Genomic DNA, 25,690 nt, shown 5'->3' on the forward strand with positions numbered 1-25,690 from the left:
AGCATTGATGCTGAGCACCATGCAGGACGACCAGCTCTCGCTGGCCAAACTGCTCAACTATGCCGCAACTTTCCAGGGCGATTCGACCGTGTCCACCTGGACCGGTGACGGTGTTCGCACCATGACCTACCGCGAACTCGGCGCCGAATCGGCCCGGTTGGCCAACGCGCTGCGTGGTCTCGGTATCGATGAGGGCGACCGGGTCGGCACCTTCATGTGGAACAACAACGAGCACATGGTCGCCTACATCGCGGTGCCCGCGATGGGCTCGGTGCTGCACGCGCTCAACATCCGCCTGTTCCCCGAGCAGTTGGTGTTCGTCGCCAACCACGCCGAGGACAAGGTCGTGCTCGTCGACGGCACGCTGGTGCCGCTGTTCGCGCAGTACCTACCGAACCTGAAGACCGTGCGGCACGTGATCGTCGTCAACGGTGATCCCGCCGCGCTCACCGCGCCCGAGGGTGTCACCGTGCACTCCTACCGTGAGCTGCTCGACGCCCAGTCCGCCGACTTCGACTTCCCGGTCGTCGACGAGCGTTCGGCCGCCGCGATGTGTTACACCTCCGGCACCACCGGCGACCCCAAGGGCGTCGTCTACTCGCACCGGTCCAACTGGCTGCACGCCATGCAGGTGAACTCGCCCAACGGCATGGGCTTCCAGGGTTCGGACTACGTGCTGGCCATCGTGCCGCTGTTCCACGCCAACGCGTGGGGCCTGCCGTACGCGGCGCTGATGTCGGGCGCCAACATCCTGATGCCGGACCGCTTCCTGCAGCCCGGCCCGCTGCTGGAGATGATGGCGGTCGAGAAGCCGACCTTCGCCGCCGCGGTGCCCACCATCTGGGGTGGCGTGCTCGCCGCGCTCGCCGCAGCGCCGCAGGACATCTCGCACCTGCGCACCGCCGTTGTCGGTGGTTCCGCGGTGCCGCCCGCGATGATGCGCGCGTTCGAGGAGAAGCACGGCGTGCGCATTCTGCACGCGTGGGGCATGACCGAGACCTCCCCGCTCGGCAGTGTCGCGCACGCGCCCGCCGGCGTCAGCGACGACGAAGCCTGGGAGTACCGCTACACCCAGGGCCGCTTCCCGGCCAACGTCGAGGCCCGGCTGGTCGGCGACGACGGCAAGGTCGTGCCGAACGACGGCGAGTCCCTCGGTGAGCTCGAGGTCCGCGGCGCGTGGATCACCGGCTCCTACTACTCGCCCACCGGCGCGGAGATCGACCCGGACAAGTTCGACGACGGCTGGCTGCGCACCGGCGATGTGGGCAAGATCAGCGCCAACGGCTACCTCACCCTGGTCGACCGCTCCAAGGACGTCATCAAGTCCGGTGGCGAGTGGATTTCCTCGGTGGACCTGGAGAACTCGGTGATGGGCCACCCGGCCGTCGCCGAGGCCGCCGTCATCGGCGTGCCCGACGAGAAGTGGGACGAGCGCCCGCTGGTCGCCATCGTGCTCGCCGAAGGCGCTGCCGCCGAGGCCGCCGAGCTGCGCGACTACCTGGCCGACAAGTTCGCCAAGTGGCAGCTGCCCGAGCGCTGGACCTTCATCGCCGAGGTGCCCAAGACCAGCGTCGGCAAGTTCGACAAGAAGCGCCTGCGCGCGCAGTACGCGGAGGGCGAACTCGAGGTCGTCACGGTGTAGCTGGAGCGCTGGAGCGCTCGAGTCGCGGCCCTTCGGGCCCCGATTCTTCCCTCCCTCCGGGTACTCCTTCGTCGCACCCTCCACTCAGTCCAGAATCGGGCGGGCCGCGACGAGTAGCAAAAAGGCGGGCGTGGAATCGCTTCCACGCCCGCCTTGTGCTGCAGTACCAGCCGCCAAAAAATCAGCAGTTGCGCAGCTCGGGGCTCTGGTTCAGGAGCTGGGCGCGGGGGCTGATGTAGCGGGTGTAGGTCTCCCCGCCGACGGCCGACAGCGGGAATGCCGCGACCCGATGGCAGTTCTGGAAGGCCAGCTTCACGCCGAAATGCCGTTCCAGGCCACCGCGGATGGCGTCGGAGGCCAGGGCGCGCAGCAGCTGACCGCGGGCCACCTCGTCCGGCGGCGGAACGCGGTTGTCGGCGTATTCGTCGGTGCCGGTGCGCAGGTCGTCGGCGACTCGGCTCACCACCTCCCAGGCGTAAGGCAGTGAGGTGCGGACACATTCGACGAATTCGGCGTCGTCGATATCGCCCTGCTCGGCGCGTTCTAGTAATGCGGCGGGAACATCGAGAGACATGGCGCTCTCCTCCTGCTTGGGGGATGGTCGGCGGGATGCGATGCCGGATCAGAGTCTAAACGAAAGCCGTTGTCAATAACCACCGATTCGCTCCGAAAGCGCTTTTCGGAGTGCGTTTTTCGCGTCGGCGGCCAAGTCGGTGACCAGTTCGCCCGCCGGTTGCCCGGTGCTCAGCGAATGAGCTTGTCCCGCCCACAGATTCACATCGTCGGCGTTGCCGGCGGCCCGGGCGGCAGCCCGCAACGGTGCGGTGGCGTAATGAATTTCGGGGTAGGCGGCGGGGGCGGCGGCGGTGTGTTCGACGAGGAAACGGTTGCGGATCCCGCGGGCGCGGCGTCCGGTGAACGCGCGCGTCAACATCGTCGGCTCCGAGGTCCCGATCGCACCGCGATGCACGGCGTTGGTGCCTGCTTCCGGGCAGCGCAGCAGCGCGGTGCCGATCTGCGCCGCCGCCGCACCGGCCGCCAGCACGCCTGCCACTGCGGCACCCGTGGCGATCCCGCCCGCCGCCACGAGCGGGCGGGAGGTGACGGCGGTGAGCAACTGGATCAGCGTGAGCAGGCCGGGTGGGTCGGTCGGGTCGTCGGCGGGGTCGTCGAGGAAGTTCGCGCGGTGACCGCCCGCCTCGGCGCCCTGGGCGATCAGCACGTCGGCGCCCGCGTCGACGGCGATCAGGGCCTCGGCCGGTGAGGTGACCGTCACCCAGACCTCCGAGCCGACCGCGTGCAGTCGATCCACTTCCACCGCGGTGGGGCAGCCGAAGGTCGTCGACACCACCGCGACCGGGTCGGCGACCAGTAGATCGAGCTTCTCGGCCCACCCGTCGGTGTCGTGCTCGGGGGTGCCGAGCGGGAATTCGGCGCCGAGTTCGGCGAGGTAGGTGGCATAGGCGGCCGGATCGGCCACCGCTCCCGGCGCGAACAGGTTCACGCCGAACGGCGCCGCGGTGGCGGCCCTCGTCGCCTCGACCTGCGCTGCCACCGCCTCGGTGTCGAGGTATCCGGCCGCTAGCTGGCCCAACCCGCCCGCGGCCGCGACGGCGACCACCAACTCGGGTGTGGACGGGCCGCCCGCCATGGGCGCGGCGACGATGGGGACGGTCAAGCTCTCGATCACCATGGGTCGAGTCTGGTCGGTCGGCGCGTGTTCAGCCCCCGTGACAACACGGGTGACGGGCTCGAAAGCCGTGATCGTTACCGTGTGGCACACCATCTACCTGGGATTTTATGACAGAAGGTTGCGGAATGGTCACGGCCGAGTAGAGTTCCCGTCACAACGTATGCCGAACCGTTACACATAGTTCGGCAGTGGAGAACACCCAGGTGGTCTCCGGGCCGGTCGCCGACCGGTTTCGTTTCCTTGTTGTCGGACGCTAGGACGAGATCTTGTCGCAGCACCGTGTGGGTCCCGAATCCATCTCCGTGCAGGCCCTGCTTGCGCACGCGGATGGCCGGAGCCCGAGCAGGAGCAGGCATCGCGCCGAGGCGTCGCGGACCGATCGGGTGCGGGTCGCCGCCAGCGCCGCGGTCGCCGCGGGCGCGCTCGTCGGCGTCACCGCCCAGATCGCTCCGGCGCTGGCCTTCGCCGCGCCGCTGCTGCCGACCCACAACGACAGTGTCGAGGAATCGGTCGCCCCCGAGTCGGCACGGCAAGACGTCGACCTCGTCGCCGCGCAGGAGGTCTCCGCGCACGTCGAGACGCCCGCGCCGGTGAACGCGGTCGCCGCGCCGATCGCCGCCCCCGTGGCCGCGCCCTTCGGTATCGGCAACCTGCCCCCCGAGATCTCCGGCCCGCTGTCGCAGGTCGAGGACATCCTGCAGGGCATCCAGCACCAGGTCGCGCCGCCGCAGGCCGCGCGTCCGGTCGCGGGCCCGATCAGCTCCGGCTACGGCGCCCGCTGGGGCGCCATGCACTACGGCATCGACTTCGCCGACTCCATCGGCGCCCCGATCAAGTCCGTGTCCAACGGCACCGTCATCGAAGCGGGCCCGGCGTCGGGCTTCGGCCTGTGGGTGCGCGTGCTGCACGACGACGGCACCACCGGGGTCTACGGCCACGTCAACGAAATGCTGGTCAGCGAAGGCCAGCGCGTCAACGCCGGCCAGGTCATCGCGACCGTCGGCAACCGCGGCCAGTCCACCGGCCCGCACCTGCACCTCGAGATCTGGGATCAGGGCGGCGGCAAGATGGACCCGATTCCGTACCTCGCCGCCAAGGGTGTGCCGCTGGAGTGGGGCCCATCCGCGCACTGAGTGGTGTAGGAGCGGAGCTTTTCTCCGCACAGGCAGTGACGGTGGTTCGTATGAGCCCCGTCACTTTGCTGTTGAAGCGGCAACACGTTGTGTTGTCGAGCCGATACTCCTTTGGGCCCGAGTGTTGGGGGCATCCGGCGCTGACTCCGACGGTAGTTCGCCGGTCGATATGATGGCTCGATCTGCACTGTGCGGGATCGCCGCGCGTTCAGGCTCGATGAGAGGTGAATGAACTCGAATGGAAACTGCCCGTCGTTCTGCCCGCGGTAACCGCCGTCGCCGGTCGAGCAGTCCGGCATTCGGGCAGCTGTTGACGGTCGCCGTCGAATCGGCTGCCGAGTCGATCGCCATTCGTTTCAACCCCACCGGTGACCCCGCTGACCAGCGTGAGCTCACCTATCGTGAGCTCGACGAGCAGTCCTCCCAGCTGGCAAGGGAACTGATCACCCGCGGCGTGGGTCCCGGCGACATCGTCGCCGTCGCGATCACCCGCTCGATCGAATCCGTGCTCAGCGTGTGGGCGGTGGCGAAGACCGGCGCGGCCTACGTGCCGGTCGACCCGGCCTACCCGGCCGACCGCATCGCCCACATCGTCACCGACGCCCGGGCAGTGCTCGGCGTGACCACCGCCGCGCACCGGCCCGGTCTCGGCGACTCGACGAGCTGGCTCGAACTCGACGACCCGCAGGTGGTGGCCCGGATCGCCGCGCAGCCCGCGCACGCCATCTCCTACAGCGACAGGGTGCGCACGCTCGACGAGCGCCACCCGGCCTACGTCATCTACACCTCCGGTTCCACCGGTCTGCCCAAGGGCGTGGTGGTGACCCAGACCGGCCTGTCGACGATGGCGGCGGTGGGTGCGCAGTACCGGATCGACGCGACTTCGCGGGTGACCCACCTGAGCTCGCCCAGCTTCGACTTCTCGCTGATGGAGATGCTGTTCACCTTCACGGCGGGCGCCACCCTGGTCGTGGTGCCGCCGACAGTGTTCGGTGGTGACGAACTCGCCGATCTGCTCGACCGCGAACAGGTTTCGCACCTATTGATCACCCCCGGCGCGCTCGAGTCGGTGGATTGCACACAGGTCGACAGTGTGCGAGTGGTCGTCACCGGTGGCGACAAGCTGAGCCCCGAACTGGTGAGTCGCTGGGCGGCCCATGGCCGTTCGGTGTTCAACGCCTACGGACCCACCGAGGCCACCGTCATGGTGACCACCGGCGAGATGACCGCCGGTCAGGCGGTGACGCTGGGTTCGGTGATCCCGGGCGTCGCGGCCTTCGTCCTGGACGCGCGCCTGCGTCCGGTGCCGACCGGCGTGGTCGGCGAGCTGTACCTGGCCGGTCCGGCGCTGGCGCAGGGCTACCTGGATCGCCCGGAACTCACCGTGGAACGGTTCGTGGCCAACCCGTTCGGCACCGACGCGGGCGCCCCGGGTGGACGCCTCTACCGCACCGGTGATCTGGTGCGCCGCAACGCTGCCGGGGAGTTCGAGTACCTGGGCCGCTCGGACTTCCAGGTCAAGATCCGTGGTCTGCGGATCGAGCTCGGCGAGATCGACAACGCGCTCACCACCCGATCCGACGTCGACTTCGCGGCCACGCTCGGCCGAACCCTGCCCAGTGGCGCCACCTCGCTCGTCTCCTACGTGCTGCCTCGTGCCGGCGCCACGGTGACCCCGGCCGAACTGACCCACCACCTGTCGGCGCTGCTGCCCGCGTACATGGTGCCCGCCGCGGTCATGTTGCTCGACGAGATCCCGCTGACCCCGACCGGCAAGCTCGACCGAAAAGCCTTGCCGGAACCCCTGTTCACCGTCCGCGAGTTCCGTGCGCCGAGCACGCCGATCGAGGAGATCATCGCGCGGGTCTTCGCCGAACTGCTCGGGGTCGACACCGACGGCACCAGGGTCGGCGCCGACGACGACTTCTTCGAACTCGGTGGCAACTCGCTGCTGGCCGCGCAGGCCGTGGCACGGATCGGTTCCGCGCTCGACGCGCGGGTGCCGGTGCAGCTGGTGTTCGAAGCCTCGACGGTGTCGGCGCTGGCCGCCCGGGTCGAGTCACATGTCGGCGACGGCACCGGTAATCCGCTGACCGCACAGGTGCGTCCCGAGCAGATTCCGCTGTCGTACGCGCAGCAGCGGATGTGGTTCCTCAATCGGTTCGACGCGAGCAGCGGCGCCAACAACATTCCGCTGCCGGTGCGCCTGACCGGGCACCTCGATGTCGCCGCGATGCGCGCGGCGGTGGCCGATCTGGTCGGCCGCCACGAGGTGCTGCGCACGATCTACCCCGAGGTCGACGGCTACGCCGTGCAGTTGGTCCTGCCGGAAAGCGACCCGAGGGCGGTGCCGCCGCTCGAGGTGGTGGACGCGACTGCCGAGCAGTTGCCGCGCCTGATCACCGAGCAGGCGGTGGCCGGTTTCGACGTCGCGGTGGCGCCGCCGGTGCGGGTGCGGTTGTTCCGCCTCGGCGCCGAGGAACACGTGCTGCTCTGCGTGGTGCACCACATCGCCGCGGACGGCTTCTCGATGGCGCCGCTGACCCGCGACCTGATCTCGGCCTACTCCTACCGACTGCGCGATTCGGCGCCGCAGTGGCGTGAGCTGCCGGTCCAGTACGCCGACTTCACCCTCTGGCAGCGTGCGATGCTCGGTGCCGAAACGGATCCGGATTCGCTGCTGGCCCAGCAGATCGCCTACTGGCGCGACGAATTGGCCGGGCTGCCCGAGCAATTGGACCTTCCCGCCGACCGGCCCCGCCCCGCCGCGATGACCAACCAGGGCGCCAGCTTCGATTTCCGGATCGACGCCGCCACTCACGCCGCGCTGGATCGGCTGTCCCGCGAACACAATTCGACGCTGTTCATGGTGGTGCACACCGCGCTCGCCGTGCTGCTCGCCCGCCTGTCGGGCACCACCGACATCGCCGTCGGCACCCCCGTCGCCGGTCGCGGTGAAGCGATGCTCGACGACGTGATCGGCATGTTCGTCAACACCCTCGTGCTGCGCACCGAGGTGGATCCCGCCCGCAGCTTCGACGAACTGCTCGGCGGCGTCCGCAAGGCCGACGTGGCCGCCTTCGGGCATGCCGATGTGCCGTTCGAGCGCCTCGTCGAGTTGCTCGACCCGGCTCGGTCGATGGCGCGCCATCCGCTGTTCCAGGTGATGCTCACCTTCCAGAACCTGGCCAGTTCCGAGCTGGAGCTGCCCGGCCTCACCGTGGCCGGTGTCGACCTGGCCGTGCCGTTCGCGAAGTTCGACCTCGAGCTCACCGTCGTTCCGCTGGAGAGCGACGGCGTCGCCGGCGGCGTCTCGGCCGCGTTCACCTACGCCACCGACTTGTTCGACGAGGCCACGATCGCGGGATTCGCTGAGCGCCTGGTGCGTCTGCTGGGTGAGGTCGTGGCTGATCCGGCTCGGCCGGTGGGTGCGATCGAGCTGCTCGAGCCCGTCGAGCGCGAACGAATCCTGCTGCGGTGGAACGACACTCGCCACGAGCTCGCACCCGCGTTGCTGCTCGACGGTTACCGTCGCGCGGTCGAGGCGCATCCCGACACCGTCGCGCTGGCTTATGAGGGCACCGAGCTGACCTACCGTGAGTTCGACGAGCGCGTGAACCGGTTGGCCCGGTTGCTGGTGCGGCAGGGGGTCGGTGCCGAGTCGCTGGTCGGCCTGGCTGTGCGGCGTTCGCTGGACCTGGTGGTCGGCATGTACGCGATCGTCACCGCCGGCGGCGCGTATGTGCCGCTGGACCCGGACCACCCGGCCGAGCGTATCGCCCACGTCCTCGACACCGCGCAGCCGGTGTGTGTGCTCACCACCAGCACCGATGCGGTCGATGTGCCCGCCGGTACGCCGGTGATCACGATGGACACCGTGGCGCTGGCCGGCTTCTCGGGCGCGCCGCTGGCTGCCGCCGAGCTGATCCGTCCGGTGTTGCCGCAGCACCCTGCCTACGTCATCTTCACTTCGGGTTCGACCGGCCGTCCCAAGGGCGTCGCGGTGTCGCATGCGGCGATCGACAACCAGATCGCGTGGATGCTGGCCGAGTACCCACTCGGTCCCGGCGATGTGTACCTGCAGAAGACCGCGACCACCTTCGACGTGTCGCTGTGGGGCTATTTCATGCCGCTGCGCAGCGGCGCGAAGCTGCTCGTGGCGACCCACGACGGACACCGTGATCCGGCCTATATCGCGGAAACCATTGCGGCGCAGAGTGTCACAGTGACGGACTTCGTGCCGTCGATGCTGACGGTGTTCGCCGCGCATACCGCGCCGGGCTCGATCCCGACGCTGCGCGAGGTCTTCGCGATCGGCGAGGCGCTGCCGCCGGAGACGGTCTCGGCGATGCGCGCCGTGTCGACCGCACAGGTGCACAACCTGTACGGCCCGACCGAGGCCGCGGTCTCGGTGACCTATCGGCCCGCGAGCGAGACCGATCGCGGTTCGGTGCCGATCGGCGTTCCGCAGTGGAATACCCGTGTGTACGTGCTGGATTCGCGGTTGCGGCCGGTGCCCGCCGGGGTGGTCGGCGAGCTGTACCTCGCGGGCGATCAGCTCGCCCGCGGCTATGTGGCGCGCCCTGATCTGACCGCGGATCGGTTCGTGGCCAACCCCTTCGAGTCCGGTGTGCGGATGTATCGCACCGGTGACCTCGTCGTCTGGCGCACCGTGGACGACGCGCCCACGCTGGAGTACCTGGGGCGCACCGATTTCCAGGTGAAGTTCCGTGGTCAGCGGATCGAGCTGGGCGAGATCGAGACCGCGCTGCTGGCGCAGTCCGCGATCAGCCAGGCCGTCGCGCTCGTGGCCGACTCGCCGGGTGGTGAGCAGTTGGTCGCCTATGTGGTGCCCAAGCCGGGGGAGCGGGTCGAGCAGGCTTCGTTGCTCGCCACCATCGGGGAATCGTTGCCCGCGTACATGATTCCCGCCGTGCTCGTCGAATTGGCGGAGTTCCCGCTCAACCCGAGTGGCAAGCTCGACCGCAAGGCACTGCCCGCGCCGACCTTCACCGCGGGTGAGTTCCGCGCGCCGGCCACGCCGGCCGAAGAGATCATCGCCGGGATCTACGCCGACCTGCTCGGCATGGCCCGGGTCGGCGCCGACGACGACTTCTTCGCACTCGGCGGCAACTCGCTGCTGGTCACCCGCGCGACCGCTCGCATCAACGAGGCCCTCGACGCCCATCTCACCATCCGCGACCTGTTCGAGACGCCGACGGTGTCGGCGCTGTCGGCGCGCATCGGCGGGGCGAGCGGTGCCGGTGCCCGTCCTGCCCTGGTGGCTGCCGAACGGCCGCAACGTATTCCGCTGTCGTTGGCGCAGCAGCGCATGTGGGTGCTCAACCAGCTCGATCCCGCTTCGGGCTCGTACAACATCCCCTTCGCCATCCGACTCACCGGCGAGCTCGACGTGGCCGCGCTCGATGCCGCGGTCACCGACGTGGTCGGCAGGCACGAATCGCTGCGCACCTTCTTCCCCACGGTCGACGGCAACCCCGTGCAAGAGATTGTCGAGGTGGCCGACGTACTGCCCGACGGCCTCGAGGTCGAGACGACCACCGAGATCCTCACTCGCGCAGCCGAACTCGCCCAAGCCGGGTTCGAGGTGACGCGCGAGGTGCCGCTGCGCGTGCGGTTGCTCACCGACGGTGCCTCGGCCGACTGGCTGCTGGTCGTCGTGGTGCACCACATCTCGGCTGACGGTGCGTCGCTGGCGCCGCTCGCTCGCGACCTGATGACCGCGTATGTCGCGCGTGCCGCCGGGCAGAGCCCGGGGTGGGCGCCTCTGGAAGTCCAGTACGCGGACTTCGCGCTGTGGCAGCGCGCGGTCGTCGGCGACGACGATCAGCCCGACTCCCCGGCCGCCGCCCAGCTCGACTACTGGCGCGCTCAATTGGCCGGCGTGCCCCCGCTGTTGGAGCTGCCGCAGGACCGCCCGCGTCCGTCGGTGCCGACCCTGCGCGGCGCCACCTCCGAGCTGCGCCTGCCCGCCGAGGTGCACGAGGCTCTGAACCACCTTGCGCGTGAACACAAGTCGTCGCTGTTCATGGTCGTGCACGCCGCGCTGGCCGTGCTGCTCGGCCGGTTGTCGGGTACCTCGGATATCGCCATCGGCACCGCGGTCGCCGGGCGCGGCGAGCGGGCGCTCGACGAGCTGGTCGGCATGTTCGTCAACACCCTGACCCTGCGCACCAGGCTCGACCCGGCCGGTTCGTTCGACGAAGCCGTCGACGTCGCTCGCGAGACCGACCTCGGCGCGTTCGCCAACGCCGACCTGCCGTTCGAGCGGGTCGCCGAGGTCGTCGCGCCGGGTCGGGGCGGCGCGCAGAGTCCGCTGTTCCAGGTGGCGCTCACCTTCAGCAACAACGAGGCCGCCGCGCTCGAACTCCCCGGTCTCACCGTGAACGCGCTGGAAACCGCGGTCGCGGCCAAGTTCGACCTGCAGGTCGACGTCGAACCGCGCTTCACCGCCGCGGGCGAACCCGACGAACTGGTCACCCTGTTCAACTACGCCACCGATCTGTTCGACGAGTCCACGGTGCGCAGCATCGGCGCCCGCTTCGCCCGGATCCTGACCGCCGTCGCCGCCGACCCGCAGATCCGCATCGGCGACATCGACATCCTCGACGAGTCCGAACGCGCTCGGCTGCTCGCCGGCGCGGCACAGGCTCCCGCGCCGAGCGCACCGTCGGGTGGCACCACCCTCGCCCAGGCCTTCACCGCCGCGGCCGAGGACGATCCCGACGGCCCGGCCCTCGTCTGGGGCGACGACGCGCTGACCTTCGATCAGCTCGACGCCCGCTCGTCGCGACTGGCTCGGCTGCTGATCGGCCGTGGCTTCGGTCCCGGAGACGGTGTGGCCGTCGATCTCGCGCGCGGTGTCGACTGGGCTGTCGCGGTCTGGTCGATCCTCAAGGCGGGCGCGGCCGTGGTTCCGGTGACCGGCACCGAGCCGCACACCGAGCCCGTCGCCAAACTCGGGCTCACCGTCGGCGAAACCCGCGGCATCGACTGGATCTCTCTCGACGACCCGGCGATCAAGACCGAACTGTCCACCCAGTCCGCCCGCCCGGTCACCTACGCCGACCGCACCCGAGCCCTGCGCGGCGGCGACCCGGCCTTCGTCGGGGCGGGCGGCACTCGCAGCTACGACGAACTCGCCACGGCCGGTGCGCGGGTGCGCGCCGATGCCGGCCTGACCTTCGAAGCGCGGACCTTCGGCTCCGGCGCCGCGGACAGCTTCGCCGCGCTGGTCGAACCGGTGGCCGCGGGTGTGGCCGGTGCCTCGATGGTGGTCGTGCCCGCGGCGGCGACGCCCGATGCCGCGGGCGAGTTGTCGGCGGCGCTGGCCGAGGAGTGGGTGACCCACCTGTTCGGTGATCGGGCGGGAATCGAGGCGCTCGACACCGCCGAGCTCAGCGAGCTGCAGGCGTTGGTCGCCGACGATGCCGCTCCGGGCAATCCGGGTTCGGCCGATGTGGTGCTGGTGCTCGGGGATCTGCGCGCACCGGTGGCATGAGCCCGGCTGCCGCGCCGACGAGCCGGTAGTCGGTGCGAGACAACAAGTTTCGGTGATGGGTGAGGTGGAACAGCTATGACACGACCGGCACGAACCCGACCGGTGCGCACGCGCCGCCCGCGCGTCACCGCGTTGGCACAGCTGCTGGCCACCGCGGTCGAGACCAACCCCGACGGTCTCGCGGTCGTCCTCGCCGACGCCACCCACACCCTCGGCAGCCTCACCTACGCCGAACTCGACGAGCGCTCCAACCGCATCGCCCGGCTGCTGATCGGCCGCGGCATCGGCGCGGGCGACCTGGTAGCCATCGGAATCCCCCGTTCCATCGAGTCGGTACTCGCGGTCTGGGCGGTCACCAAAACCGGCGCGGGCTTCGTCCCGGTCGATCCGAACTACCCGTCGGACCGTGTCGCTCACATGGTCACCGACTCCGGCGCGGTCTTCGGCCTGACCGTCGCCGCCGTGAGCGCCCGGCTACCCGCGCAGGTGGAATGGCTCGCACTCGACAGCGATTCGACCGGGGCGGGCGGCGATCTCACCGAGAGCCCGCTGTTGGACAATATCTCCGGCGAGGCGATCACCTCTGCCGACCGGCTGCGTCCGGTCCGGGCCGAGGACCTCGCCTACCTCATCTACACCTCCGGCTCCACCGGTCTGCCCAAGGGCGTCGCGGTGACCCAGGCCGGGCTCGCTGGGTTCTGCGCGGAACAGCGGAGGCACTACGGTGTCGAATACTTCTCGCGTACCCTGCATTTCGCCTCGCCGTCGTTCGATGCCTCGCTGCTCGAGCTGCTGCTGGCGATCGGGGCGGGTGCCACGATGGTGATCGTCGACCCCAGTGTGTACGGCGGCGACGACCTGGCCGCCCTGCTCCGTCGCGAGCGGGTGAGCCACGCGTTCATCACCCCGGCCGCGCTGGCCTCGATCGACCCGGACGGGCTCGACGACTTCCGGGTGGTGGCCGTGGGCGGCGAGACCGTCGCGCCGGAACTGCTGCGGCGCTGGGCGGTTCCGCTCGCGGATGGCACACTGCGCGAGTTCCACAATGTGTACGGCCCCACCGAGACGACCATCGTCACCAACATCAGTGTGCCGCTGAAACCCGGCGACCCGATGACCATCGGTGGCCCTGTCCACGGTGTGGCCGAATATGTTCTCGACGACCGGCTCGGTCCGGTCCCGCCGGGTGTCACCGGCGAGCTCTACATCACCGGCGCCCAGCTGACCCGTGGCTACCACGCCCGCCCCGGTCTCACCGCGGCGCGCTTCGTCGCGAATCCGTTCGACCCGGCCGGTTCTCGCCTCTATCGCACCGGCGATCTCGTGCGCTGGACCGCCGAAGGCGCGCTGGACTACGTGGGCCGCAACGACTTCCAGGTGAAGATTCGCGGCTTTCGGATCGAACTCGGTGAGATCGACGCCGTACTCTCGGCGCACCCGAGTCTCGACTTCGCTGCCACCGTGGGCCACGAACTCGACAGTGGCGCCACCATTCTGGTGTCCTACGTGCACGCCGCGCCCGGCGCGGGCATCGATACTGCCGCGCTCACCGAGTTCGCCGAGCGCGCCCTGCCCGCGCACATGGTGCCGACCGTCCTGATGGAGATCGACACCATCCCGCTCACCCCGGTCGGCAAACTCGATCGCGGCGCACTACCGGCGCCGATCCTCGAACACGCCGAATTCCGCGCTCCCGCAACGCCGGTCGAGCAGATCGTCGCGGGGACGTTCGCGCAGGTACTCGACCTCGGTGACGCCGCGCTCGGCCTCGACGACGACTTCTTCGCGCTCGGCGGCAACTCGCTGATGGCCACCCAGATCGCCGCCCGCCTCGGCGCCGCGTTGGACACCGATTTTCCGGTGCGGCTGCTGTTCGAGGCCTCGACGGTGGAGTCGCTGGCGCGCCGTCTCGCCGAAACCGCCGGCGCCGGTGCACGTCCCGCGCTGACGGCGGGGGAGCGGCCCGCGCTGATCCCACTGTCGCTGGCCCAGCAGCGGATGTGGTTCCTCAACCAATTCGACCCCGGGTCGGTCGCCTACAACATCCCGATGGCGGTGCGTCTGCACGGTGCCATCGATGCCGAGGCGCTGCGCGCTGCCGTGGCCGACCTCGTCGCCAGGCACGAAACCCTGCGCACGATCTACCCCGAGACCGACGACGGGCCGGTCCAGCAGATCCTGGCCGAGACCGACGCGACGCCGCGGCTCGAGGTGCGCTCGATCGCACCCGACCAGCTCACCGCCGCCGTGCACGAGTTCGGTTCGTCGGGTTTCGATGTGCGCAGCCAGGTGCCGTTGCGGGTCGCGCTGTTCGAGCTCGGTACCGACGAAGCGGTGCTCGCGGTGGTCGTGCACCATATCGCCGGTGACGGCTCCTCGCTCACACCGCTGACCAGAGACCTCATGCTCGCCTACGCGGCGCGCTCGGCGGGCAGCGCGCCGGAGTGGGCGCCGCTGGCCGTGCAGTACGCCGACTACGCGCTGTGGCAGCGGAGTCTGCTCGGTAGCGAGGAGGACCCGCAGTCGCTGGCCTCGGCCCAGCTCGCCTACTGGCGTGGGGCGCTGGCCGGCCTGCCCGACCAGCTCGACCTGCCCGCCGACCGGCCGCGTCCCGCGGTGCAGTCCTTCGCCGGCGGTCGCGTCGGGATCGAGGTCGACGCCGAAACCCACCGCGCCCTGCTGGCTTTGGCGCGCGAGCACGGCGCGACCCTGTTCATGGTGGTGCACACCGCCCTCGCCGTGACCTTGGCTCGGCTGGCGGGTACCGACGACCTGGCGATCGGTACCCCCATCGCCGGCCGTGGCGAGGCCGCGCTCGACGACCTGATCGGGATGTTCGTCAACACCCTGGTCTTTCGCACCACTCTCGCCCCCGGCGAGACCTTCACCGAACTTCTGGCCCGCCAACGCGACACCGATCTGCAGGTGTTCGCGAACGCCGACCTCCCGTTCGAACGCCTCGTCGAGGCGATCAACCCGGCCCGCTCCACCGCCCGCCATCCACTGTTCCAGGTCGGGCTGTCCTTCCAGAACCTCAGCCGCACCGGTCTCGAGCTCGGTGAGACCGCGGTCGAGAGCGTCGACGTGGACCTCGCGGTGTCGCAGTTCGATCTGCACGCCGTCGTGACCGACACCTACGACAGCGCGGGTGTCGCGCAGGGCATCGGTGGCGTATTCACCTACGCCACCGATCTTTTCGACGCGTCGACCGCGCAGACCTACGCGGATCGTTTCGCGCGCGTTCTCACCGCGATCGCGACCGCCCCGGAACGCCCCGTCGACGAGCTCGAACTGCTCTCCACCGCCGAGCGGGAACGAATCCTGCACGGCTGGAACGCGACCGAGACGGCCTGCCCGCCCACCACACTCGCCGCGCTGTTCGCCGAGACCGCCGCGGACAACGCCGATCGAGTGGCGCTCGTCGATGCCGACGGCACACAGCTCACGTACGGCGAATTCGCCGCGCGAGTGAATCAGCTCGCGCGGCACCTGGTCACGCAGGGTGTGCGCGTCGAGGACCGGGTCGCGCTGGCGATGCGCCGATCCGCCGACCTGGTCGTGGCCATGTACGCGGTGATCCAGGCCGGGGCCGCGTATGTCCCGGTGGACCCGGATCAACCCGCGGACCGCATCGAGCACGTCCTCGGGACGGCGGCGCCGGCATGCGTAATGACCACCACACGAGAGGGTTTCACCGGTGCGTCCTCGCCGGTGATCGCCGTCGACGCGATCGACCTGTCCGCGGTCTCGCCCGCTCCGATCGCGGCGAGCGAGCGCATCGGCGTGCTGCGCCCGGCGAACACGGCCTACGTCATCTTCACCTCCGGTTCGACCGGCAAGCCGAAGGGTGTCGCCGTCTCGCACGGCGCAGTGGTCAACCAGTTGCTGTGGAAGACAGCCGCTTTCGGCCTCGGTCCCGAAGACTCGGTGCTGTTGAAGACCGCCGCCACCTTCGACCTCTCGGTCTGGGAGTTCTGGTCGGCCGCGGTCTGCGGCGGCCGACTGGTGATCGCCACCCCCGAGGGGCACCGCGACCCCGCTTACCTGCTCCGCGTACTCGCCGAGCACTCGGTGACAACCCTGCACGTAGTGCCCTCGATGCTCGATGCCCTGCTCACCGAATCCGCCGGCACCCTCGCGGATTCGCTGCGCCGCGTGCTGGCCATCGGGGAGGCCCTTCCCGCCGCCACCGCCCAGCGCTTCCTCGCGAGCACCGCCGCGGATCTGCACAACCTGTACGGCCCCACCGAGGCCGCGGTCTCGGTCACCGACCACCGTGTCACCACCGCGGACCACACCACGGTCCCGATCGGCCGACCCGAATGGAACAGCCGCGTGTACGTCCTCGACGCCCGCCTGCGCCCGGTCCCGGTCGGTGTCGCGGGCGAGTTGTACCTCGCGGGCGCACAACTGGCCCGTGGTTACCACGCCCGCCCCGACCTCACCGCCGACCGCTTCGTCGCCGATCCGTTCGCAGGATTCGATGGTGGTGCTCCGGGTGAGGAGCCGACCGCGCAAGTCGGTGGCGCGCGCATGTATCGCACCGGCGACCTCGTCGCGTGGAACGCTGACGGTGAGCTCGACTACCGCGGCCGCACCGACTTCCAGGTGAAGATTCGCGGCTTCCGGATCGAACTCGGCGACATCGAGTCCGCCCTGCTCGCCGCACCACAGGTCGCCCAGGCGGCGGTCCTTGCCATGACCGATCCGCAGCTCGGCGATCGGCTCGTCGCCTACGTCGTACCCACGCCCGGGCGCACACTCACCACAGGCGACGCCAAATCTGTGGTCGCGCAGGTACTGCCGTCGTACATGATTCCCTCGGCCTTCGTCGTGCTCGACCACCTCCCGCTGAACGCGAACGGCAAACTCGATCGAGCGGCGCTGCCCGAACCGGTTCTCGAACCCCGCCGCTACCGTGCGCCCGAGACCGATCACGAGTTCGCCGTAGCCGCCGTGTTCACCGAGGTCCTCGGTGCGCGAATGCCCGGCCTCGACGACGACTTCTTCGCCCTCGGCGGCAACTCCCTGCTCGCCACCCGCGTCGTGCACCACCTGCGCGAACACACCGGAGTCGAACTCACGGTCGCCGCCTTCTTCGCCGATCCGACCGTGTCCGGCCTCGCCGCCCGTCTCGGCGACGGTCCGGCCACGGCCGCCGACCTCGAGGCCGCCCTCGCGGTCGTCCTCCCGCTCGGCCGTCGCGGCACTCGCGCACCGCTGATCTGCGTGCACCCGGTCTCCGGCCTGGCGTGGGCCTACGCGGGCCTCGTGCCGCATCTGCCCGACGACCGGCCCGTCGTCGGTATCCAGTCGCCCGCACTGAGCGACCCGGACTTCCGGCCCGCGTCAGCCGACGAGCTGATCGACCGCTATGTGGCCGAAGTTCGCGGTGTGCAACCGCACGGGCCCTACCAGCTGCTCGGCTGGTCGCTGGGCGGGGTGCTGGCCCAGGCCGTCGCCACCCGCCTGCAAGCCGAGGGCGAAACAGTGGCATCGCTGACGATGCTCGACAGCCTGCCCGGCGCCGCACTGGCCGATTTCGGTGCCGAGTTACGGCAGGTGCTCGTCGAACTCGGCATTCCCGAGACGCAATTACCCGACCAGCTCGCCGAACTCGGTGACGAGGCACTCGAGTCGCTGCACGCGGCTTTGGCCGCCGATTCGCCGATCTCGCGCGCCCAGTTCGTCGGGATGTACCGTGGCGCGTTGCACGCGGTGGCACTGCTCGCCGACCTGGAACCGACTCGGTTCGACGGTGATCTCACCTATTTCACCGCATTGCGGAGCCCCGAAAAGCTGGGGCACGGTGCTTCCCGATGGCGGCGCTACGTCAGCGGAATCATTGCTGACCACCCGGTCGACGCCACTCACCAGGACATGCTCGCGAGTGCGGCGGTAGCCACGTCGGGACCGGTGATTGCGCAGGTCGTCGCGGGTGCGGACCAGTCCGGCGATACGTGCCCGTAACGCCCTCCACCGGTATTACGATTCCGTATCGATAGAGTGGGTGTGTCGTGGCGCACACCTCGGCGACGGTCGGCGATAGCTATGTAGGTGTGGCTATGCTGTGTCCGACTCGGCCGCCGGACGCGAGAGGTGTATTGGTCTGTGGAAACCCCCCGCCGCACGGGCCGTGCCGGCCGCCGACGCGCAACCGGTGCACCGTTGTTCGGTCAACTGCTTACGGCCGCCGTCGAGTCCGCGGCCGATTCGATCGCGTTGCGATACAACCCCACCGGTATGCCCGGCGCGGAACGGCACCTCACTTATCGCGAGCTGGACGAGCAATCCTCGCGCTTGGCACGGGAACTCATCGACCGGGGCATGGGTGCGGGCGACGTCGTCGCGATCGCCATCGCCCGCTCGATCGAGTCGGTGCTCGCGGTGTGGGCCATCGCGAAGACCGGCGCCGCGTACGTGCCGGTCGACCCGGCCTACCCGGCCGATCGGATCGCCCACATCGTCGCCGACTCCGGCGCGAGCATCGGCCTGACCACCGCGGCGCATCGCGCCCGCCTCGGTACCACCGCATACTGGATCGAACTCGACGACCCGGTGGTCGCCGAACGCATCGCCGTGCGGCCCGCGCACGCGGTGAGCTATACCGACCGGGTCCGCCCGATCGACGAGCGCCACCCCGCCTATGTCATCTACACCTCCGGCTCCACCGGCAAGCCCAAGGGCGTCGTGGTCACCCATGCCGGGCTGGCTTCCCTGGTCGCAGCCGAGCGCGAACACTTTGGCGTGCAACCGGATTCGCGGGTGCTGCATGTTTGCTCACCGAACTTCGACGTGTCGGTGCTCGAGCTGCTGCTGCCGTTCGGTGTCGGTGCGACGCTGGTGATCTCGCCGCCGCGGGTGTTCGGTGGTTTCGAACTGTCGGACCTGCTGCGCCGTGAGCGCGTCACCCACCTGCTGATCACCCCGGGTGCGCTCGAGTCCGTCGACCCGGCCGGGCTGCCGGATCTGACCACCGTGGTCGTCGCGGGCGATCGGTTCGGTCCGGAACTGGTCGGCCGCTGGGCGACCGGCGGGCGCGCGTTCTACAACGGGTACGGACCGACCGAGGCGACGATCCTGGCCACCAGCACCGGAAAACTCCAGGCGCACGCGCCGATCACCATCGGCTCCGCGGTGCCCGGTATGGGGCTGTACGTGCTCGACGCCCGGCTGCGGCCGGTGCCCGCGGGGGTGGTCGGTGAGCTGTATCTGTCCGGTCCCGCGCTCGCGCAGGGGTATCTGGGCAGGTCGGGGCTCACCGCGCAACGTTTCGTCGCCTCGCCGTTCGGGCCGGGCAGGCTGTACCGCACCGGTGACCTGGTGCGCAGATTCGAGCACGACGGCACGCTGGAATACCTGGGCCGCACCGACTTCCAGGTGAAGGTGCGCGGTTTCCGGATCGAGCTCGGCGAGATCGACAACGCGCTCACCGCTCACCCCGACCTCGACTACGCGGTGACGCTGGGCAAGACGATGCCGTCGGGCGCGACGGCGCTGGTCGCCTATGTGCTGCCCCGCGTCGGGCACGCGGTCGACACCGGTGCGCTCGCCGATTTCCTCGCGGAATCGTTGCCCGCGTACATGATTCCGTCGGTGATCATGGTCCTCGACGAACTGCCGCTGACCCCGGTCGGCAAACTCGATCGTGGCGCGCTGCCGACGCCGGTGTTCACTGTGCGCGGCTTCCGTGCGCCCGCCACCCCGGCCGAACAGGTGGTCGCCGACGTGTTCGCCGCGTTGTTGCTGCGTGACGGCGCGGGCCGGGTCGGCGCCGACGACGACTTCTTCGAACTGGGTGGCGATTCGCTGCTCGCCGCGCAGGCCGTGGCCCGCATCGGCGCCGCGCTGGACGTGCGGGTGCCGGTGCAGGCGGTGTTCGAGGCGCCGACGGTCGCCGCGCTGGCCAACCGTGCCGAGCAGCAACGGCTTACGGCACACGCGCTCCCGCTGACGCCGCGTGCGCGCCCCGATCTGGTGCCGCTGTCCTACGCCCAGCAGCGGATGTGGTTCCTCAACCGCTTCGATCCCACGTCGGCGGTGGACAACATCCCGGTCGCGGTCCGCCTCTCCGGCCGCCTCGACCTGCCCGCCCTGCGCGCCGCGGTCGCCGACCTGATCGCGCGCCACGAAGTACTTCGCACTGTGTACCCGGCATCCGACGGCAGCGGTGCCGCGGGACCCGGCACTGTGCTCGACGGTGAAGGCCACCAGCTGGTGCTGGCGGCGGGCGACCCCGCCGCGGCGCCCGAGTTCGACGTCGTCGAGGTGGCCGAGGACGAGCTGACCGAGGCGATCGGGGCCGCGGCGCTGACGGGCTTCGACGTGAGCGCCGGGCCGCCGGTGCGGGTGCGGGTGCTCGCGATCTCCGACACCGAGCACGTCATCGTCTGCGTGGTGCACCACATCGCCGCCGACGGATTCTCCTTCGCGCCGCTGACCAGGGACCTGCTCACCGCGTACGCCGAACGGCGCGGCGGCGGTGCGCCGCAGTGGCCGCCGCTGCCGGTGCAGTACGTGGACTACACGCTGTGGCAGCGCGAACTGCTCGGTACCGAGGACGATCCGGATTCGCTGCTCGCCGCGCAGTTGGCCTTCTGGCGCACGACCCTGTCGGGCCTGCCCGAACAGCTCGAACTGCCCACCGACCGGCCACGTCCCGCCGTGTCGAGCCGGGCGGGCGGTTCGCTGAGCATCCAGGTACCGGCCTCGGTCCACGCCGGCCTGTCGGCACTGGCCCGCGAGCACAACGCCACGCTGTTCATGGTGGTGCACACCGCGCTGGCGATGCTGCTGGCCCGGCTCTCGGGCACCCGCGACATCGCGATCGGCACCCCGGTCGCCGGTCGCGGCGAGCAGGCGCTCGACGAGCTGATCGGCATGTTCGTCAACACGCTGGTCCTGCGCACCGAGGTGAATCCGGCGGCGAACTTCGCCGACCTGCTCACCGAGGTCAGAGCGCGCGATCTCGCCGCCTTCGGGCACGCCGACGTGCCGTTCGAGCGGCTGGTCGACCTGTTGGAGCCGGTGCGCTCCACCGCCAGGCATCCGCTGTTCCAGGTGATGCTGACCTTCCAGAACCTGGCCCGCACCGACCTCGCGCTCCCCGGCCTCGCCGTCTCCGCCGCCGATTTCACGGTGCCGCTGGCGAAGTTCGATCTGCAGGTGGAGCTCGCCGAACACATCGGCGTCGACGGCGCGCCGCAGGGCATGGCGGCCACCTTCGTCTACGCCACCGACCTTTTCGACCGTGCCACGGTCGCCGATTTCGCCGATCGCTGGACCCGGCTGCTCGCTGCGGTGGTCGCCGATCCGGCCAAGCCCGTCGGCGATATCGATGTGCTCGCGCCCGGTGAACGCGAACTCGTTCTGCGCGAGGGAGCGTCGCCCGGGGTGCCGGTGCCCGAGGTCACCCTCGCCGACCTGATCAGCGCCCAGGCGCAGCAGCGTCCGGATGCGATCGCGGTCAGGGCGGGGGAGGACTCGCTCACCTTCGCCGACCTGCTCGGCCGTTCCTCCGCCCTGGCCCGTGCGCTCATCGCGAAGGGCGCGGGCCCGGAAACCCTGGTGGCCGTCGCGGTTGCGCGCACCGCGGAGCTCCCGGTCGCTTTACTGGCCGTGCTGCTCTCCGGCGCCGGCTATCTCCCGATCGATTCCGGCTATCCCGCGCAGCGCCTGGAATACGTGGTCTCCGACGCGAAACCGACTGTGCTGCTGACGACTTCGGGCGAAGTCGATCTGCTCACTTCGGCGACCGATCGCGATCCCCTCTCCACGGTGCCGCTGGGAACATCGTTCGCCGACCTGCCGGTGGTGCTGCTCGGCGACGAGGCCGCCTTCTCCGCCGCGCCGCTGCGGTCGACCGAACGCCGCGCCCCGCTGCGACCGGATCACCTGGCGTACGTGATCTACACCTCGGGCTCCACCGGCCTGCCCAAGGGCGTCGGCGTGACCCATCGCAATGTGCTCGAGCTGTTCGCCAACGCCCAGTTGCTGTTCGCCTTCGACACCGACGACGTGTGGACGGTGTTCCACTCCTTCGCCTTCGACTTCTCCGTGTGGGAGCTGTGGTGTGCGCTGGCAGGCGGCTCCTCGGTCGTCGTCGTCGACCACCTGACTTCGCGTTCGCCGAACGAATTCCGCGCACTGCTGGCCCGTGAGCACGTAACGGTCCTGAGCCAAACCCCCACTGCCTTCGCCCAACTCGACGAAGCCGACCGCGCCGCGCAGGCCGCGGGGGCCGCCCCGCTGCCGCTGCGCTATGTGGTCTTCGGCGGCGAGGCCCTGGACCCCCGTAAGCTCAACCGCTGGTACGACCGCTACGGAAACGGCGCGGACGCACCGGAACTCGTCAACATGTACGGCATCACCGAGACGACTGTGCACGTCTCCCACCAGATCCTGACCTCGCGCACGGCCGACATCGTGGCCGACCGGGCCGGATCGGATTCCGAGCACGCCGGGGGAGCGGAGACGGCCGGGCGGCACGACACCGCCGCCGAGCTGCCCGGCAGCCTCATCGGCCGCGCACTGCCCGGTCTGTCGGTGGTCGTCCTCGACGACCGGTTGCGACCGGTACCGTTCGGCGTCGCGGGCGAGCTCTACATCGCGGGCAAGCAACTCTCACGCGGTTACCTCGGCAAGCCGGGGCTCACCGCCACCCGCTTCGTCGCCGACCCGTTCGGCGAACCGGGCGCTCGCCGCTATCGCTCCGGCGACCTCGGCCGCTGGATCGGTTTCCGCGGCACCCCCACCCTCGAGTACGGCGGACGCGGCGACCAGCAGGTCCAATTGCGCGGCTTCCGGGTCGAACCGGGCGAGATCGAGGCCGCGTTGCTCCGCGTACCCGGCGTCGGTCAGTCCGCGGTGATCGTGCGCGCCGACGAGCTCGCCGGCGACCGCTTGATCGCCTACGTCGTCCCGGCGAGCGGTGTGGTCGCACCCGAGGTCACCGCTCCGAAGGGCCCGGTCGGGGCACGCTTCGGTCGTCCAGACGGCGGGCCGGGGTCCGTCGACGAGCAGGTCGGTCCTGCCGAGGGGCGTGTGGTCACTGCCCTCGACCCGGTGGAAGTTCGCGCCGGCGTGGCCGAATTCCTCACCGGCTACATGGTTCCCGACGCTGTCGTGGTGGTACCGGAACTGCCGATGACCACCAACGGCAAGCTCGACCGGGCCGCGCTACCGGCACCGGAGTTCACCGCCGCCGCCACCTTCCGCCCGCCGACCACCCCCATCGAACTCAGCGTCGCCGAGGTGTTCGCGACCCTGCTCGGTGTGTCCGAGATCGGGCTCGACGACAACTTCTTCGACCGCGGCGGCAACTCGCTGCTGGCCACCAGGGCCATCGCCCGCATCGACCAGGCGTTGAGCACCGATCTGGTGGTGCGTGACCTGTTCGAGGCGCCGACCGTCGGCTCGCTCGCGGCCCGCGTTCGCCCCGGTTCGGTGGCCGCGCCACGACCGCCGCTGATTCCGGCGCAGGACCGTGGCGTGGTACCGCTCTCGCCCGCGCAGCAGCGGATGTGGTTGCTCAACCGCATCGATCCGGACTCACCGGCCTACAACATCCCGCTGGTCCTTCGCCTGCGCGGCGCTCTCGACACCTCGGCCCTGCGCTACGCGGTCGCCGATGTGCTCGAACGGCACGAGGCGCTGCGCACCCGCTTCCCGGCCGACGGTCCCGAAGCCGTTCCCTACCAGGAGATCCTGCCCGTCAGCGCGGTCCTGCCGACCGGGCTGCCCATCGAGGAATGCGACGATCCGCTCGACCGGGTGATGCGTCTGCTCGCAGGCGGTTTCGACGTCGCCGAACGAGTTCCGTTGCGCGCCGGGCTGTTCACGGTGCCCTCCGACGACCCGCTGGCCGAGGAAGATCATGTGCTCGCCGTGGTGGTGCAGCACATCATCGCCGACGGCGCCTCCCTCGCCCCGCTGGCCCGCGACCTCGCGATCGCCTATCGGGCCCGCGTGGAAGGCCGCTCACCCAGTTGGCCGCCGCTGCCGGTGCAGTACGCCGACTACGCGCTCTGGCAGCGCATACTGCTGGGCTCCGAGGACGACGAAACCTCCACCGCTACACGGCAGCTGAACTTCTGGCGCCACACTCTGGCCGGCCAGTCCGGCACGGTCGAGCTGCCCTACGATCATCCGCGCCCACCGCACGCCTCGCTGCGCGGTGCCGACGTGAGCACCACCCTGCCCGCCGACGTCCACGTGCGACTGGTGGAGATCGCGCGCAGCCACAACGCCTCGCTGTTCATGGTCGTGCACGCGGCGCTGGCCGTGCTGCTCGCGCGGATCTCCGGCAGCACCGACATCGCGATCGGTACCCCCATCGCCGGTCGGGGCGAACCCGAACTCGACGACCTGGTCGGCATGTTCGTCAACACGCTGACGCTGCGCACCGAAGTCGATCCGCGCCGCGGCTTCGATGAATTGGTCAGCGCCGCACGCGAAGTCGGCCTCGCCGCCTTCGCGCATGCCGACCTGCCCTTCGAGCGGGTCGTCGAGGAGCTGGCGCCGACCGGCACCATCTCGCACAACCCCCTGTTCCAGGTGGTGCTGTCGTTCCACAACAACGAGACACCCGTGCTTCGCCTGCCCGGACTCACCATCGAGGCGGTGGATCCGGCCGCTCGCTCGGCCAAGGTCGACCTGCAGGTCAATGTGGCGCCCCGCCTCACTCCGACCGGGGAGCCCGACGAGCTCGGTTTCGTCTTCACCTACGCCACCGATCTCTTCGACGAGCACACCGTGGAGACCTTCGTGCGCGGCCTCACCGAGATCGTCACCGCGGTGGCCGCTGACCCGACGGTCCGGGTCGGCGACATCGACCTGCGCGACGCCAGGGAACGCGAACGCGAACTGACCGCGGCCGCCTACGCGTCGGTGCCGTCGGCCAACGGCGCCGCACTGGCGCAAGAACTGGCGGCCGCGGTCGAAGAGGACCCGGACGCGCCCGCGATCGACCTGGGCGAGCACGCGCTGTCCTATAACCAGTTCGACGCCCGCTCCTCACAATTGGCGCGCTCGCTGATCGCGCGCGGAGCCGGTCCCGGCTCCGGGGTGGCGGTGCGCCTCGATCGCGGGGTGAACTCGGCGATCGCCACCTGGGCGGTGCTCAAGGCGGGCGCCGCGGTGGTGCCGCTGCTGTCGATGGACGCCGAGCTGCCCGCCCGGCTCGAGGTGAAGCTGGGCATGGCCCTGGACATCCTCGACCCGCCGGACGGCCTGGACTGGTACGACCTGGCCGACCCCGCGTTGAAAGCGGAGCTGGCCGCGGAGTCACCGCGCCCCATCGGATACGCGCACCGCACCCGTGCGCTGCGCGGCGACGATGTGGCCTTTGTCGGCGGTGGCCGCACGCTGAGCTACGACGAGCTGGCCGGTGCCGCCGAACGGGTGGCCCAGCAGACCGGGCTCAGCTTCGAATCACGCACGAGGGCGGCCGGGCGGCCGGATTCGGTGGCCGGTGTGCTGGAGATCGTCGCGGCCGGCATCGTCGGCTCGACGCTGGTGATGGGGCCCGACGACGGCGCCGATGAAGTGAGCCACGTGTTCACCGAGTCGGCCGTGGCGGTCGCGGCCCCGGGTGCGGGTGCCGGCGCGACGATCGTCGCGCTCAGTGAGATGATCGGCAGCGCCGGACAGCCGCAGCAGCGTCACGCGGCGGTCGGGATGGATGGAACAGGTGGTTAGTG

7 protein-coding genes are annotated in these 25,690 nt (G+C 70.1%); 5 read left to right on the top strand and 2 right to left on the bottom strand.

Annotation, left to right across the window (positions count from 1 at the left end; translation table 11 throughout):
* Positions 1-7 precede the first annotated feature (7 nt).
* Positions 8-1,642: a long-chain fatty acid--CoA ligase gene (locus ACFWUR_RS08120; RefSeq protein WP_378903785.1), complete on the top strand. Its 1,635-nt coding sequence runs from the start codon at positions 8-10 to the stop codon at positions 1,640-1,642.
* Positions 1,643-1,823: 181 nt separating this feature from the next.
* On the opposite strand, the gene ACFWUR_RS08125 is transcribed toward ACFWUR_RS08120, so the two are convergent.
* Together ACFWUR_RS08125 and ACFWUR_RS08130 are read right to left on the bottom strand one after the other, a co-directional pair.
* On the bottom strand, positions 1,824-2,216 hold the full coding sequence (locus ACFWUR_RS08125) for an SCO5389 family protein (RefSeq protein WP_062982488.1): 393 nt from the start codon (positions 2,214-2,216) through the stop codon (positions 1,824-1,826).
* Between the two features lie 72 nt (positions 2,217-2,288).
* The gene (locus tag ACFWUR_RS08130) at positions 2,289-3,335 is read right to left on the bottom strand and encodes an NAD(P)H-dependent flavin oxidoreductase (RefSeq protein ID WP_378903788.1); all 1,047 of its coding nucleotides are present in this window, start codon (positions 3,333-3,335) and stop codon (positions 2,289-2,291) included.
* Positions 3,336-3,601: 266 nt separating this feature from the next.
* Between ACFWUR_RS08130 and ACFWUR_RS08135 the strand changes: the two genes are divergently transcribed.
* The 4 genes from ACFWUR_RS08135 (at position 3,602) to ACFWUR_RS08150 (ending at position 25,688) form a co-directional block, all read left to right on the top strand.
* The gene (locus tag ACFWUR_RS08135) at positions 3,602-4,468 is read left to right on the top strand and encodes a M23 family metallopeptidase (protein WP_378903791.1); all 867 of its coding nucleotides are present in this window, start codon (positions 3,602-3,604) and stop codon (positions 4,466-4,468) included.
* A 238-nt stretch (positions 4,469-4,706) separates the two neighbouring features.
* A complete protein-coding gene (locus tag ACFWUR_RS08140; RefSeq protein WP_378903794.1) occupies positions 4,707-11,990 on the top strand; it encodes an amino acid adenylation domain-containing protein in 7,284 nt (2,427 codons plus the stop codon).
* A 75-nt stretch (positions 11,991-12,065) separates the two neighbouring features.
* Positions 12,066-17,960, top strand: a complete 5,895-nt coding sequence (locus tag ACFWUR_RS08145) for an amino acid adenylation domain-containing protein (RefSeq protein WP_378903797.1) — start codon at positions 12,066-12,068, stop codon at positions 17,958-17,960.
* 198 nt (positions 17,961-18,158) lie between these two features.
* Positions 18,159-25,688 (top strand): amino acid adenylation domain-containing protein, encoded by a 7,530-nt coding sequence (locus tag ACFWUR_RS08150; protein WP_378903800.1) that lies wholly within the window; start codon positions 18,159-18,161, stop codon positions 25,686-25,688.
* The last annotated feature ends 2 nt before the right edge of the window (positions 25,689-25,690 follow it).

Origin of the sequence: Nocardia sp. NPDC058633, assembly GCF_042717045.1 — a bacterium.
GTDB lineage: Bacteria > Actinomycetota > Actinomycetes > Mycobacteriales > Mycobacteriaceae > Nocardia.

Bases quoted from the DNA above. Each gene is read 5' to 3' on its own strand.
- ACFWUR_RS08120 (WP_378903785.1), top strand. From the start codon at position 8: ATGCTGAGCACCATGCAGGACGACCAGCTCTCGCTGGCCAAACTGCTC.
- ACFWUR_RS08125 (WP_062982488.1), bottom strand. From the start codon at position 2,216: ATGTCTCTCGATGTTCCCGCCGCATTACTAGAACGCGCCGAGCAGGGC.
- ACFWUR_RS08130 (WP_378903788.1), bottom strand. From the start codon at position 3,335: ATGGTGATCGAGAGCTTGACCGTCCCCATCGTCGCCGCGCCCATGGCG.
- ACFWUR_RS08140 (WP_378903794.1), top strand. From the start codon at position 4,707: ATGGAAACTGCCCGTCGTTCTGCCCGCGGTAACCGCCGTCGCCGGTCG.
- ACFWUR_RS08145 (WP_378903797.1), top strand. From the start codon at position 12,066: ATGACACGACCGGCACGAACCCGACCGGTGCGCACGCGCCGCCCGCGC.